The organism is Streptantibioticus silvisoli (assembly GCF_027947535.2).
In the GTDB taxonomy this organism is placed as follows: domain Bacteria; phylum Actinomycetota; class Actinomycetes; order Streptomycetales; family Streptomycetaceae; genus Streptantibioticus_C; species Streptantibioticus_C silvisoli.
This window is the reverse complement of record NZ_JAAGKO020000007.1, coordinates 150,055-163,308: the sequence shown is the minus strand read 5'-3', so window position 1 is coordinate 163,308 and position 13,254 is coordinate 150,055. Positions and strand designations below refer to the sequence as shown.

10 protein-coding genes are annotated in these 13,254 nt (G+C 77.0%); 7 read left to right on the top strand and 3 right to left on the bottom strand.

The window, feature by feature from the left end:
* Positions 1-140 precede the first annotated feature (140 nt).
* Positions 141-905 (top strand): uracil-DNA glycosylase, encoded by a 765-nt coding sequence (locus POF43_RS07780; RefSeq protein WP_271316010.1) that lies wholly within the window; start codon positions 141-143, stop codon positions 903-905.
* A 151-nt stretch (positions 906-1,056) separates the two neighbouring features.
* Here POF43_RS07780 and POF43_RS07775 read toward each other — a convergent pair whose 3' ends face one another.
* Positions 1,057-1,830, bottom strand: coding sequence for a class I SAM-dependent methyltransferase (locus tag POF43_RS07775; protein WP_271324255.1), 774 nt, complete (start codon positions 1,828-1,830; stop codon positions 1,057-1,059).
* Positions 1,831-2,105: 275 nt separating this feature from the next.
* Positions 2,106-2,501, bottom strand: a complete 396-nt coding sequence (locus POF43_RS07770; protein ID WP_271316008.1) for a rodlin — start codon at positions 2,499-2,501, stop codon at positions 2,106-2,108.
* 223 nt (positions 2,502-2,724) lie between these two features.
* Between POF43_RS07770 and POF43_RS07765 the strand changes: the two genes are divergently transcribed.
* The 3 genes from POF43_RS07765 (at position 2,725) to POF43_RS07755 (ending at position 7,776) form a co-directional block, all read left to right on the top strand.
* Positions 2,725-3,330: a dihydrofolate reductase family protein gene (locus tag POF43_RS07765; RefSeq protein WP_271324254.1), complete on the top strand. Its 606-nt coding sequence runs from the start codon at positions 2,725-2,727 to the stop codon at positions 3,328-3,330.
* A 228-nt stretch (positions 3,331-3,558) separates the two neighbouring features.
* Positions 3,559-6,999 (top strand): phosphodiester glycosidase family protein, encoded by a 3,441-nt coding sequence (locus tag POF43_RS07760; RefSeq protein ID WP_282704473.1) that lies wholly within the window; start codon positions 3,559-3,561, stop codon positions 6,997-6,999.
* Positions 7,000-7,227: 228 nt separating this feature from the next.
* Complete coding sequence (locus tag POF43_RS07755) at positions 7,228-7,776, top strand: type 1 glutamine amidotransferase domain-containing protein (protein ID WP_271318383.1); 549 nt, start codon at positions 7,228-7,230, stop codon at positions 7,774-7,776.
* Positions 7,777-7,864: 88 nt separating this feature from the next.
* On the opposite strand, the gene POF43_RS07750 is transcribed toward POF43_RS07755, so the two are convergent.
* Positions 7,865-9,517, bottom strand: a complete 1,653-nt coding sequence (locus tag POF43_RS07750) for an FAD-dependent oxidoreductase (RefSeq protein ID WP_282704472.1) — start codon at positions 9,515-9,517, stop codon at positions 7,865-7,867.
* Positions 9,518-10,027: 510 nt separating this feature from the next.
* Here POF43_RS07750 and POF43_RS07745 point away from each other — a divergent pair.
* The 3 genes from POF43_RS07745 (at position 10,028) to POF43_RS07735 (ending at position 13,096) form a co-directional block, all read left to right on the top strand.
* Positions 10,028-10,339, top strand: a complete 312-nt coding sequence (locus POF43_RS07745) for a DUF3140 domain-containing protein (protein WP_271318721.1) — start codon at positions 10,028-10,030, stop codon at positions 10,337-10,339.
* 930 nt (positions 10,340-11,269) lie between these two features.
* Entirely contained in the window at positions 11,270-12,331 is a 1,062-nt protein-coding gene (locus tag POF43_RS07740) for a 2-dehydropantoate 2-reductase (RefSeq protein ID WP_271325543.1), read from the top strand.
* 21 nt (positions 12,332-12,352) lie between these two features.
* Positions 12,353-13,096, top strand: coding sequence for a nucleotidyltransferase domain-containing protein (locus POF43_RS07735; protein ID WP_271325544.1), 744 nt, complete (start codon positions 12,353-12,355; stop codon positions 13,094-13,096).
* Positions 13,097-13,254 lie beyond the last annotated feature (158 nt).

Sequence of the window (13,254 nt, the reverse complement as noted above, 5' to 3'; positions counted from 1 at the left end):
GCCGGGACGACAGACGGCGCAGGGCCGTGGGGTGCGTGGACATGGTGCCGCTCCTTCCTGCCTCCCCGTCCATCCAGCGCACACCCGCCGCCGCACCCCGGCAAGTCGATCACGCGCCCGGCGCGGGAAGGCGGGTTGCTGTGACGGCAGGTCCCGAACCCGGCGACCCGGATTTCCCGGCCCGCCGCGCCCCGGCCGCGCCGGACGTCGCGGCGCTGGACGAGGCCGTGGTCCGCTGCCGGGCCTGTCCCCGGCTGGTGGCCTGGCGCGAGGAGACCGGCCGGGTCCGGCGCCGGGCCTTCCGCGACCAGGAGTACTGGGCCCGGCCGGTCCCGGGGTTCGGGCCGCCGGACGCGGCGCTCGCCGTCGTCGGCCTCGCCCCGGCCGCGCACGGCGGCAACCGCACCGGCCGGGCGTTCACCGGTGACCCGTCGGGCGACGTGCTCTTCGCCGCGCTGTACGACGTCGGCCTCGCCTCCCGGCCGACGTCCACCGCCGCCGACGACGGCCTGAGCCTGCGCGGGGTGCGGATCGCGATGCCGGTGCACTGCGCACCGCCCGACAACAAGCCCACCCCCGCGGAACGGGACACCTGCCGCCCCTGGCTGGCCCGTGAACTCGCCCTGCTGCGGCCCACGTTGCGGGTCGTGGTGGTCCTCGGCGGCTTCGGCTGGCAGGCGCTGCTGCCGGTCCTGGCCGACGCCGGCTGGCGGATTCCGCGTCCCCGCCCGGCCTTCGGCCACGCCCGCGCGGTCGAACTGACCGACGGCACCGGCACGTTGCGCCTGCTGGGCTGCTACCACCCCAGCCGGCGCAACATCGCCACCGGCCGGCTCACCCCCGCGATGCTGCGGGACGTCTTCCGCGACGCGGCGGCCCTGGCGGAACTGAAGGCCGAGGACTGACATCCCGCACCCCACGCGGCCGCACCGGCGGGCGGTGGTCCTTCGCCGGCCGGCTGACGGCTCGCACCGGTGCCGTGCTGGCTGTCTGCGTCCCGGCGCACCGGCGTCCCGAAAGGCGCGGCGGGGCCGGCCGGCGCCCGTACCCCCGACGTCAGCGGGTCGCGGCCCAGACCGTCCAGTGGTCCGTCTCGTGGATGGGGCCGCTGCTCGGCAGCGCGGCGGTGACGTGGTCGGCGAGGCGGGCCAGTTCGGCGTCGTGGAGTTCGTGCAGGATGGAGCGCCCGGTGCGGGCCAGCAGGTCGTCGCGGACCTCGGCGCGGTCGTCGTACGTGCGGCGTTCCTCCGCCAGCGCCCGGGTGCGTACCCGGGCGAACCCGGCCCGTGCGAGCGCGTCGCCGACCGCCTGCCGCGAGGGGCGGCGGGCGCGTTCGACGTCCAGCAGCCGGGGGAACGCCTCGAAGAAGTAGCCGCGCAGGTGGGACGGGGAGCCGGGCCGTACCGCGTCCTGCAAGGTGCGGTCCTGCACGATCAGCGTGCCGGCCGGCGTCAGGATCCGGGCCGCCTCGCGGAAACACGCCGTCAGGTCGTCGAGGTGGTGCACGAGGGCGCGGGCGAAGACCACGTCGGCGCTCGCGTCGTCCAGGCCGGTGGCGCAGGCGTCGCCCTGCCGCAGCGTCACGCCGTCGACTCCGGCGAGGCGTTCACGGGCGCCGGAGAGCATCGCGGCGGAGAAGTCGACACCGACGACCCGGGCGGCGCCCAGGTCCCGCCATGCCGCGCAGTACACCCCGCCGCCGCAGCCGATGTCCGCGACGCGCAGGCCCGCCGGGTCGAGCAGGGCGCGCATCGCGTGGCGCCACGCGGCGCCGGCGTCGCGGGCCGCGTAGGTCAGGCGCTGCGCCTCGTCGTGGAAGTCGATCGGCATGGGCCCGTCCTCCGGATGCCTTGACGTCGTGCATCTTGACATCAAGGTAATACGACCGCGAGGCTCCCGGCAACGCCCTCCGGGCCGGGCGACAGTGCCGAGTCACCCCGGACACGCCGCCCACCTGTACGGACGGCGCTCGCGCGGATGCGGCCACGCCGCCGAACGCCGCGGCGAGGTGTCCGGCGCACGCACCCCGGTCATACGGACCCGGATCCGGACGCGCCGCCGGGACCGCGCGGTGGCGCGGTGGTCGGCGGCGCGGTGCGGGGACGTCAGCTGTTGGCGCCGTTGGCCGACAGGACGGGGATGTGGTCGGCGATGTGCGAGAGCGGGTCGTCGCCCTTGACCTGGCTGGAGTTCTCCGCGCACTGCTGGATCTGCGGCTGGGTCAGGATGTCCTGGACCCCGACCGGCACCAGGACGCCGACCAGCGAGGTGGCGTCCGCCTTCAGCGGCAGGCCGACGCAGAGCTTGTTGGCGGAACCCTGCACCAGGCCGACCTGCGGGCTCATCAGGCCCCCGGTGGTGGTGTTCCCGTACGCCTGCTGCGCGCCCGTGCCGTTGGAGGAACTGGGCCCGTGGTCGTTGTCGACGGCCATGGCCGGCGCGGCCGTGACACCGGCGGCGGCGGCGACCACCGCGGCGGTGGCGAGAATCTTCTTGATCACGCGAGTGTTCCTTCCGGTACCGAAGCGCTCTCGTGGCGGAGCGAACTGGACAACTGCGCTCACCGGGGGAAGTTGCTGGCGTTCACTCTCCCGGAGCAGATGTCCGCCGTCCGCCGTCCCGCGGTGCGCGCCGCCGGGACCCGGCAGGCCCCGGCGGCTTTACTGGGGCGGCGGGCCGGACGACCGGCGCGGACGAAAGCGAGGCCGCGGCATGCGGTTGACGATGACCAGTTTCCTCACCCTGGACGGGGTGACGCAGGCCCCCGGCGGCCCGGCGGAGGACACCACCGGCGACTTCCGCTGCGGCGGCTGGCTCGTGCCGTTCCACGACGAGGTGATGGGGGAGGTGGTGGGCCGGTGGTTCGGCGCGGCCGACGCCTTCGTGCTGGGCCGGCGCACCTACGACATCTTCGCCGCGTCGTGGCCGCGCAGCACCGACCCCGACGACCCGATCGCCGCCGCGCTCAACACCCTGCCGAAGTACGTCGCCTCCCGCACCCGGCCCCGGCTGGCGTGGTCGGGGTCCACCCTCATCGAGGGCGACGCGGCCGAGGGCGTCGCCGCCCTCAAACGCCTGCCCGGCCGGGAACTCCAGGTCCACGGCAGCACCGCCCTCGCGCAGACCCTGCTGCGGCACGGCCTGGTCGACGAACTGCGGCTGCTGACCTTCCCGGTGGTCCTCGGCTCCGGGCGGCGGCTGTTCGAGGACGGCACCGTCCCGGCCGCCCTGCGCCTGACCGCGCCGCCGGCCGTCACCGGCACCGGGGTCGTCATCACCACGTACGAACCGGCCGGGCAGCCGTCGTACGGCACGATGGAGGTCGACTGACCGCGCCGGCCGCCGGCCGCTGACGCCGGATCACCCGGCGCCCCGCCGCCCGTTGTTCGCCCGGCGCCCCGCTGGCTCGCCGCCCGCCGTCCACCCGGCGGCTCCCGGCGGCACCTGATCGTCGTGAACCCGTTCCGCCCCGCCCGAGGTGGCGGCCGTGCCGGAACGGGCAGCCGCGGAGCGGTCGCCGGACCACGGCCCGCCCCCGTACCCGCACCGGAGGCGGCCGTGACCGAACGCAGCAGAGCCCCGCACGCCCCGGGACGCCGCGCGCTGGCCGCCGTCGCCGCGCTGACCGCCCTGCTGGCGGCCGTGGCCGCGGCCCCCGGCGCCGCGGCCCGCCCGCTCCCCGCCGCGCGGCCGGCCGATGCCCCGGTCCGCCTTCCGCCGGCCGCCGCGCCCGCCGCACCCTCCTGGCTGCCGGCCACGCCGGCCGGCTGGCCGCAGGTCCTCGACTACACGCGCACCCGCGCCGACACCGTCACCCGGGGGGTCACGCACTACTCCGAGACCTACGACACGCTGGGCGGCCGCCAGCACACGCAGGTGCTGTCGGTCGACCTCGCCGACCCCCACGTGCGGGTCGGCGTGGTGCAGGCGGGCGACGTCGTCACCGACCCCGCCGACGAGACCGTCTCCTCGATGGCCGGCCGCACGCACGCGGTGGCCGGTGTCAACGGCGACTACTTCGAGATCCACGGCACCGGCCGGCCCCTCGGCGGGGTCATCAGCGACGGCCGGCTGATGAAGACGCCCAGGCCCGGGTTCGCCGCGCAACTGGGGGTACGGCCGGACGGCAGCATCGTGATGGGCCCGCAGACCTTCAGCGGAACCCTCGGCGACGGCACCGCCCGGCACGCCCTGACGTCGGTCAACACCGTCGCCGACCTCGCGGCGGGCGGCATCACCGAGGCCACGCCGTACCTGGGCGCCGCGACCGGGCTGCCCTCCGCGACCGTGGTCCTCGGCCACCGGGCGGGCACCGGCGCCATCGGCGTCGACAGCGTCCGCACCGGCGTGACGTCGCTGGACCGGCTGGCCGCCGGGCGGACCGCGCTGCTGGGCGCCGGCGCCGGCGGCCGGTGGCTGGCGGACACCGTCCACCCCGGCGACACCGTGACGACGGCGACGTCCATCGCACCGGACGACGACCTCACCCAGCTGATCAGCGGCGTGACGATGCTGGTGGAAGACGGCCGGGTCCACGACGACCCCACCGGGACGCCGCCCACCGGCACCAACCCGGAGACGGCCGTCGGCGTCAGCCGGGACGGACGGCACGCGCTGCTGGTCACCCTCGACGGCCGGGCCGGGAAGGCCACCGCCTTCGGCGTCACCGCGGCCCAGGTCGCCGGATACCTCGTCGCGCACGGCGCGTACACCGCCGAACTCTTCGACGGCGGCGGCTCGACCGAGATGGTCACCCGCCGCCCCGGCGACCGCGCGGTCAGCGTGGCCGGCACCCCTTCCGACACCGGCAACGCGGAACGTCCGGTCGGCGACGGGGTGTTCGTCTACGCCACGGCCGCCCGCCCCGGTCCGCCCGCCCGGGTCGTCATCGGCGGCGGCCGGCCGGTCACCACCGTGCCCGGCGGCTCGATCCCGGTCCCGGTGTACGCCACCGACCGGCTCGGCGGCCCGGCCACCGGCACGCCCCGGGTCCGCGTCGAACCGGCGTCGCTGGCCGGCTGGCGCGACGGGCGGCTGACACCGTCGCGGGCCGGCACCGGCCGGATCGTCGCCCGCGACGGCGGCGTGACCGCCTCGCAGCCGCTGCGCGTCGTCGACCGGCTCGCCACGCTGACGCTCGCGCCGAACGCCCCCGATCTCCCGGCCGGCGCCACCCAGGCGTTCACCCTCGCCGGCACCACCCGGGACGGCGTCGCCGCCGCCGTCCCCGCCGATGCCGCCGCGTGGCGCAGCGGCAGGCCCGGCCTGGGGACGTTCGACGCCCACGGGGTCTTCACCGCGTCCGCCACCGGGACCGGACTCGACCCGGTGACCGCCGAGGCGGCCGGGGCGCGGGCCACCGCGAGCGTCGCGGTCGGCGACCTCGCCCGCGCCGTCGACCCGGTGGACGACCCCGCGACCTGGCGGCTGTCCGCCAACAGCACCGGCGAACCGGCCACCCTGGCCGCCGACCCCGGGGCCGTACCGCCCGGCTCGACCGCCTCGGGGTCGCTGCGGCTGGACTACACGATGCCGGCCGGCAGCGGCGTCAGGCAGCTCGAGCTGACCGCCACCAAGCCGTTGCGCGTCGGGCCCGATGCCGACGGGCGGCAGCCGGCGGGGACCGGCCTGTGGGTCAGGGGCGACGCGGGCGGCCTGGAACTCGCCGAGTCCTGCGTCGGCGCCGACGGCGCACGCACCACGCTGTATCCGACGCACGTCACCTGGCACGGCTGGCGGCTGGCCGTAGCCCTGCTGCCGCCGGGCCTCGCCTTCCCGCTCACCGTCGGCCACCTGGACCTCCTCGCCGTCGGCCCGGGCCCCCGCACCGCCGGATCGCTCGACGTCAGCGGCCTGTTGGCGCTCTACCCGCCCCGCCCGCGCCCCGCCCCGGCTCCCAGCACGCCGCTGCCCGCCTCCTCCTGGCTGCGGTACGACGAGAGCGCCGCCGCCTTCGCCGCGGGCGGCGCGACCCTGCTGGCCGCCGCCGGCGCCCGGCTGCCGGCGGCGGGGGCCTCGCCCGGCGGTGCCGCGCTGGCGTCGGTGGCGCAGCGCCTGCCGACGCTGCCCGCGGTCGCCCGGCCGGCCCAGGCGCAGTTCCTCGGCGACATGTCCGCCGACGGCACCGGGGCCGCCCTGACCGCGGTGGCCACCGCGACCGCGGCTCTCGGCGGCACCGTCCACCAGGCGATCGGCGCGGGCGAGACCGACGGCGCCGCGCGCGACGGGGACTTCGCCCGGGGCTTCGGCGCCGCGCCCTACGCCTACACGGTGGGCGGCGCCGAGGTCCTGGTGACCGACAGTGCCCGCGGCGGCCTGCTCGCCCCCGATCCGCACCGGAGCCCGAAGCAGGCCCAATACCCCTGGCTCATCGACCGGTTGACCCGTTCCACCGCGCCGACCGTGGTGCTGGCGACCGCACGGCCGGCCTACCCGCCCGACCCGGCGCACGGCGCGGGGTTCACCGACGCCTGGGAGGCGCGGATGTACGTGCGCCTGGTCCAGCGCTGGCAGAACGCGCACCCCGGGCGGCACGCGCTGATGGTGTACGGCGGCGCCGGACGCTTCTGCGAGCGGCTGATCGACCCGGCGGGCGACACGGCCGGCGCGGCGGCCGGCGGGGTCGCCCAGCTGACCCTGCCGTCGCTGGCGCCGGCCGCGGGCGGCGACGGGCTGTCCGCCGTCGTGCTGCTGCACGTCTCGCCGCGCGGCACGGTCGGCCTCACCGTCGAACCGGTGCTGTCCGCCATCACCGTGACCGCGCCCCGCACCGCCCTCACGGTGGGCGGCCACGCCGCAGCGGTCGCCACCGGCGGCCAAGTCACCGGTGGCGACGTCCCGTTGGCCGATCCGGTCGCCCACGTGTGGTCCTCCGGCAACCCCCGGGTGGCCCGGGTCGACCCCGTCACCGGCCGGATCACCGCACGGCGCCCCGGCCGCGCGGTCGTCACGGTCGCCGCGGGGGGCCTGACCGGCGGCGCGACGGTCAGCGTGCGCTGAGCGGTTCCGCCCAACCCGCACCAGGGGCCGCCCCGGCACGTGCGCTGAGCGGGACCACCCGTCCCGTACCAGGCCCGCCGCCCGCCGGTACCCCCCGCGCGCCCGGCCCCGGCGGTCCCGGCGCCGACCGTCCCGCCGTTTCGTACCGATCCGGACGGGTACGCGGCAGCCTGGCGCGGGCAGCCGCGCCGGCAACCGGTTCCCAGCTGTCGGAAGGACGTGGCACGTATGAAGGTGGCCTTCCTCGTAGCCCCTGAGGGCGTTGAGCAGATCGAGCTGACCGATCCCTGGCAGGCGGTCCAGCAGGCCGGCGGTACGCCCCGGCTCGTCTCGACCGGTTCCGGCCGGATCCAGGCGTTCGACCACCTGGACAAGGCCGACACCTTCCCGGTCGACGAGACCGTCGCCGACGCCGACCCGGCGGACTTCGACGCCCTGGTACTGCCCGGTGGCGTCGCCAACCCCGACATGTTGCGTACGGACGCGGCGGCCGTCGGCTTCGCGCGGGCGTTCTTCGACCTGGGCAAGCCGGTGGCGGCCATCTGCCACGCCCCCTGGACCCTGGTCGAGGCGGGCGTGGTCTCCGGCCGGACCCTCACGTCGTGGCCCAGCCTGCGTACCGACATCACCAACGCCGGCGGCACCTGGCGCGACGAACAGGTCGTCGTCTGCACCTCCGGGCCCAACACGCTGATCACCAGCCGCAAGCCCGACGACCTCAAGGCGTTCGACGACGCGCTGCTGACCGAACTGGCCAAGATCTCCGGCGGCACCTGACATCACCTGCGGTGGCCGCGGCCGACATCACCTCCGTCGGCCGCGGCCGACGGGCCGGCGCCCGCCAGGCGCCCGCCGGGGTACCGGCTCACCCGGGCCCGGGGTCGCGCTGCTCCAGCGGCGCGGTCGCCGGGCCGTTCAGCAGCCGGCCGTCGGTGCCGAACCGTGACCCGTGGCAGGGGCAGTCCCAGCTGAGTTCCGCGTCGTTGAACGCCACCAGGCACCCCAGGTGCGGGCAGACCGCGCTCACCGCGTGCAGCGCGCCGACGTCGTCGCGGTGGATCGCGCACGGCAGCCCGTGCAACCGCACCACCGCACCGCCGCCCGGTTCGATCGCCGCCATCCCCTGCGGACCGTGCGCCGCCGGCAGCGGATCGTCGGCGAAGGCCCGGGGCACCGCTGGCGCTCCGCGATCCGCGGAACCGGTCACCTCCGCGGCCCTCCCCGCCCCCGCGGTTCCGATCTCTCCTGCGGCCCCGGTGGCCTTCGCGGCACCGGCAGCCCCCGCGGCTCCGGCGCCCCCCGCGATTCCGGAGGCCCCCGCGACTCCGGAGCCCCCCGCCGGCCGCGCCCGGCGCGGATCGTAGAGCGCGGACCACTCGGCCTCCCCGTCCCACACCAGGTCCGCCAGCAGCCGGCCCGCCATCGCCCCGCCGCTCAGCCCCCAGCCGCCGAACCCGGTGGCCACGTAGACATGGCGGGAGGACGGCCGGAAACGGCCCACGTACGGCACGCCGTCGGTCGTCCAGTTGTCCTGCGTCGCCCAGTGGTGCGAGAACGCCCGCACCCCGAACCGTTCCCGCGCCCACGCCGCCAGCCGGCCGAACCGCGCCGTGACCCCCGGATCGCCCGTCCTGGAGCGCTCGCCCGCCACGATCAGCAGCCGCCGCCCGCCGTCCAGCGGCGCGCCGCTCACCGACCGGACACCGCCGAACGGCGTCATGTACATTCCGTCCGGCGCCCGCCCGGCGTCCACCGGGCTCGCGACGACCAGCTCGCGGCGCGGGATCAGCCGGGTGAACGCCGTCGAGCCGTCGAGGACCGGGTAGTGCGTCGCCAGCACCACGTCCGCCGCCGTCACCGTGTGACCGGCCGACGTCGTCACCCGGACCGGGCGGCCCTCGTGCAGACCGGTCACCCGGGTGTTCTCGAAGACGCGACCACCGTGCCGGGCCAGGTCGTCGGCGAGCGCCAGCAGATAGCGGCGCGGATGGAACTGGACCTGGTCGCCGACCCGCAGCGCCGCCCCGGTCGGGAACGGCAGGTCGGCCGTGTCGAACAGCTCCGCCGGCACGCCCGCCTCCCGCGCCGCGGCCGCCTCCGCCGCCACCGCCGCGTCCTGCCCGGCCGCCGCCCCGGGTTCGGCCGCGTAGACCCAGGCCGGCCGCCGCTCGATCCCGCACCGCACGCCCAGCTCGGCCGCCGTGGCCACCACATGCTCGACCGCGTCGGCCTGCGATTCCGCGTACATCCGCGCAGCCGCCGGGCCGAGCGCCTCGCGCAGCCGGGCGTACACCAGCCCGTGCTGGACGCTGAGCTTGCCCGTGGTGTGCCCGGTGACCCCGCCCGCCACCCGTTCCGCCTCCAGCACCACCACCGACCGGCCGAGCCGGGCCAGCTCCCACGCCGCGCACACCCCCGCCATCCCACCGCCCGCCACTGCCACGTCGGCGTTGATGTCCTCATCCAGCGCCGGGTACGGCCGCGCGTCGGCGGTCTGCGCCCAATACGATTCCGACATCTGAGGAATGGTGCTCATTGTGGATGTTTACCCGAAATGATGACAATCGCACATCTGGGCGGGAGTAAATCGCGGGCGGGGCGTGGGGGCCGATCGCGATGCGGTTCCGGGGTCGAAGGCCAGGGTGGATCGGCGGTGTGGATCGCCGGTGCGGATCGGCGGGGCCGATCGACGGCGTGAGCCCATCCGTAGGGGCACCCGGTCCGCCGCGCGCCCGCCGCGTCACCGCGCCCGCCGCCCGCTCGCCGTGCCGGCGTCAGGACGCGCTCGTCCGGCCTCCGCCCGTCGCGTGCGTGGCTGCCGCGTGCGTGGCAGCCGCGCGTGGCTGCGGGGACCGCCCGCCGGGCTTTCGGCGGGGCCGTTTCCAGCCACCGCCGGGGTCGCCCGCCCGGCCGCCGTCCGGAGCGTTCGCCGTGCCACCGCCTCGTCCGTTCGCCGACCGCCGGGTTTGCCGCCCGCCGACGCCGGGAAGGCGCCGCCCACCCCCACCGCACACCCGGGAGGCAGCCCGTGACCGACACCCCCGACGGCATCTCCGTCCTCGAACTCGACGCGCTCTGGGAGGAGTTCCACCAGGTCGTCAACATGACGTCGATGGAGCTGGGCGCCTGGCTCGGCGCACTGCCCGACGGCACCGACACCGGCGAGGGCGAACGGGTCCTCGCCATCCTCCACAAACGCCGCGCCGACCTCACCGGCGAGGACATCAGCACCATGTACGCCGTCGTCGACCAGGTCGAAGCCGACCCCGACGGCACCGACCCCGACATCCGCCGCGGCGAACTGATGGCCCTGGGCCACGACCCCACCAAGACCGCCTGACCCGCCCGACACGGCGCCGTGCGGCCGGCCGGGCCGACGGCAGGGCGTGCGGTCCGCTCCGGGGTGGCGCGGGGATCGGCGGTACGTCGCCGGATCGCGGTACGGGCGGCGGAGTGACGGGCCGGAGCGGCCGGAGGGGTCCCGGTAACGAGCTGGGGGCCGGCCGGTGAGCCGGGGCCCCGGTGACGGGCCGAACGGACCCGGCCGCGAGGTGTCGCCGGTCCCGGCGAGGGCCGCTGCGGCTCCCCGGAGCAGTCCCGGCGACAGTCGATGCGGCTCCGGTGCCGAGCCGAGCCGACCGGCCCCGGAGAGCTCCCGCCACTGAGCCGCCGGGGCACCGCGAACCTCCCCGCCGCCGCCCAAGACCGGGAAGAACGCCGTCAAGCCGCGCACCGCAGAAGTCCCTGTCCCCGAGCGCCCGCCCCGGGAGCCGAGCCGACCGGCCCCGGAGAGCTCCCGCCACCGAGCCGCCGGGGCACCGCGAACCTCCCCGCCGAGCCGCCCGCGTACCGCGGAAGTCCCCGCCCCCGAGCACCCGGGAGACGAGCCCGTCCCGCCGGCAAGCCGCCGGGCCCCGCGACGAGTCCGCGATCTCCCGGCAGGGTCCCGCCCCGGCGCTCCCGGCGGAGTCCCGCCCCCGGCGCCCTCCCGGTGAACCCCCGATGAACCCCAGCCGTGATCCCGGCAAACCCCCGGCGAACGCCCGGCGAACCCCCGGTCAGTCGCCCAACGCATCCCCAACGCCCCCCGGACGCCGCCCGGCCCACCCCCCGAGCGAACGGCTCGCGCCGCCGAGTGGCACCCCGGCGTGACGGCGCGGGCGGGTGGCGGGGAGAATTCTCAACGGCCCGAGCCCGCACGCCGCTTCGGGGGACGACCGAGGCGGTGCGACGGGCAGCCCGCCGACCGCATGCCCTGGAGACCCGCCCGATGACGCCGCCCGAGCACCGTACCGAGCCGCACCCCCGGACCCGTCCACGCGTCGTCGTGTACGGCGCCGGAAGCATCGGCTGCCACCTCGGCGGCAGCCTCGCCGCCACCGCCGACGTCACCCTGGTCGGCCGTGAGGACGCCATGCGCGTCATCGACACCGAAGGCGTCACGCTGACCGGCGGCGGTCGGCCCGCCCGGCACACCCCCGCCGGCGCGCTGCGCACCGCCACCGGCCCCGAAGCGGTCGCCGGCGCCGACTACGTGCTCGTCACCGTCAAGTCCGCCGACACCGCCGGGGTCGCCCGCCGGATGGCCGCCCACCTCGATCCGGGCACCGTCGTCGTCAGCTTCCAGAACGGCCTGCGCAACGCCGCCGTCCTGACCACCGCGCTCGGCGGCCACGCCGTGCTGGCCGGCATGGTCCCGTACAACGTGCTGCGCGACGGCCCAGGCGCCTTCCACCAGGGCTCCGGCGGCGCGCTCATGCTCGACGACCGGCCGCAGGCCACGGACCTGGTCGCCGCGCTGCGGGCCGGCGGGCTCCCGGTCCAGCCGCGCACCGACATGCGCGAGGTCCAGCACGCCAAGCTGCTGATGAACCTCAACAACGCGATCAACGCGCTGTCCGGGCTGCCGCTGCGCGACCAGCTCGGCGAACGGTCCTACCGGGCGTGTCTCGCGCTGTGCCAGGGCGAGGCGCTGGCCGCGTTCCGCGCCGCCGGTGTGCGGCCGGCCCGGCTCGGCACGATCCCGGCCGCCTGGACCCCGGCCGTGCTGCGGCTGCCCGACGCGCTCTTCCGCCGGCTGGCCGGCGCCTCGCTGCGGATCGACGCCCAGGCCCGCTCCTCCACCTGGGAGGACCTGCGGCGCGGCCGTCCCACCGAGATAGACGACCTCCAGGGCGCCGTGGTGGCCCTCGCCGCCCGGCACGGCCTGCCCGCGCCCGCCAACTCCCGGCTGATCACGCTGATCCGGCTGATGGAGGCGGCCGGCCCGGAACAGGCCCGCAGCTGGCGGGGGCCCGACCTGCTCGCCGAAATCGCCGCGCCCCGCCGCTGAGCCGCCGCTACGGTCAGCCCGGTGTTCACCGGTGAACGACGCGAGCAGGTCACGGCGCTGCTGCTGGAGCGGGCCCGGTCCGACGAACGGATCACCGGCGCCGCGATCACCGGCTCGACCGCCCGGGGTGCCGTCGACCGCTGGTCGGACCTCGACCTGTTCCTCGGGGTCGCCGACCCCGGTCGGGTCGCCGCGACCGCGCGGGAGTGGACCGCGTTCGCCCACCGCGAGCTGGGCGCCCTGCACCACTTCGAACTGCGTGCGGGGGCGGCGGTCTACGTCGTCCTGCTGCTCGGCGACCTGCTGGAGGTCGACCTCGGCTTTACCCCGGCCGACGCGTTCGGCCCGCTCGGCGCCGGTGCCTTCCACACCGTCTTCGGCGATCCGGCGCCCCGGGCGCCCGCTCCCGCCGACCCCGGCGGCCTGGCCGGCCACGGCTGGCACCACGTGCTGCACGCGGCGGCTGCCGTCGACCGGGGACAGCTGTGGCGGGCCGCGTACTGGATCAACAGCCTGCGCGACCGCATCCTTGACCTGGCCTGCGTCCGCCACGACCTGCCCGTCGACCACGCCAAGGGCGCAGACCGGCTCCCGCCCGAGGTCACCGCGCCGCTGCTCGCCACCCTCGTCGCCGAGCTGACCCCGCCCGCCCTGCGCCGCTCCCTGCGCGCCGCCACCGCCGCCTATCTGACCGAACTCCGTTACCACGACGCCGAGTTGGCCGCCTCCCTGACCGGACCGCTGACGGACCGCACGACCGCGTGAGGCACGACCGCGTACGGCTCCTGACGCGACCCGGCCCGTGCCTGACGCCGACGCGACGCCGAGCCGTCCCCGAGCCTCCCCGGCGCCGCGTCCCGAGTTTCCGGTGCGGCCGGTGTCGGGCAGGCTGGAGTGGTCCGTCCGTCGCCGCCCGCCCGGGG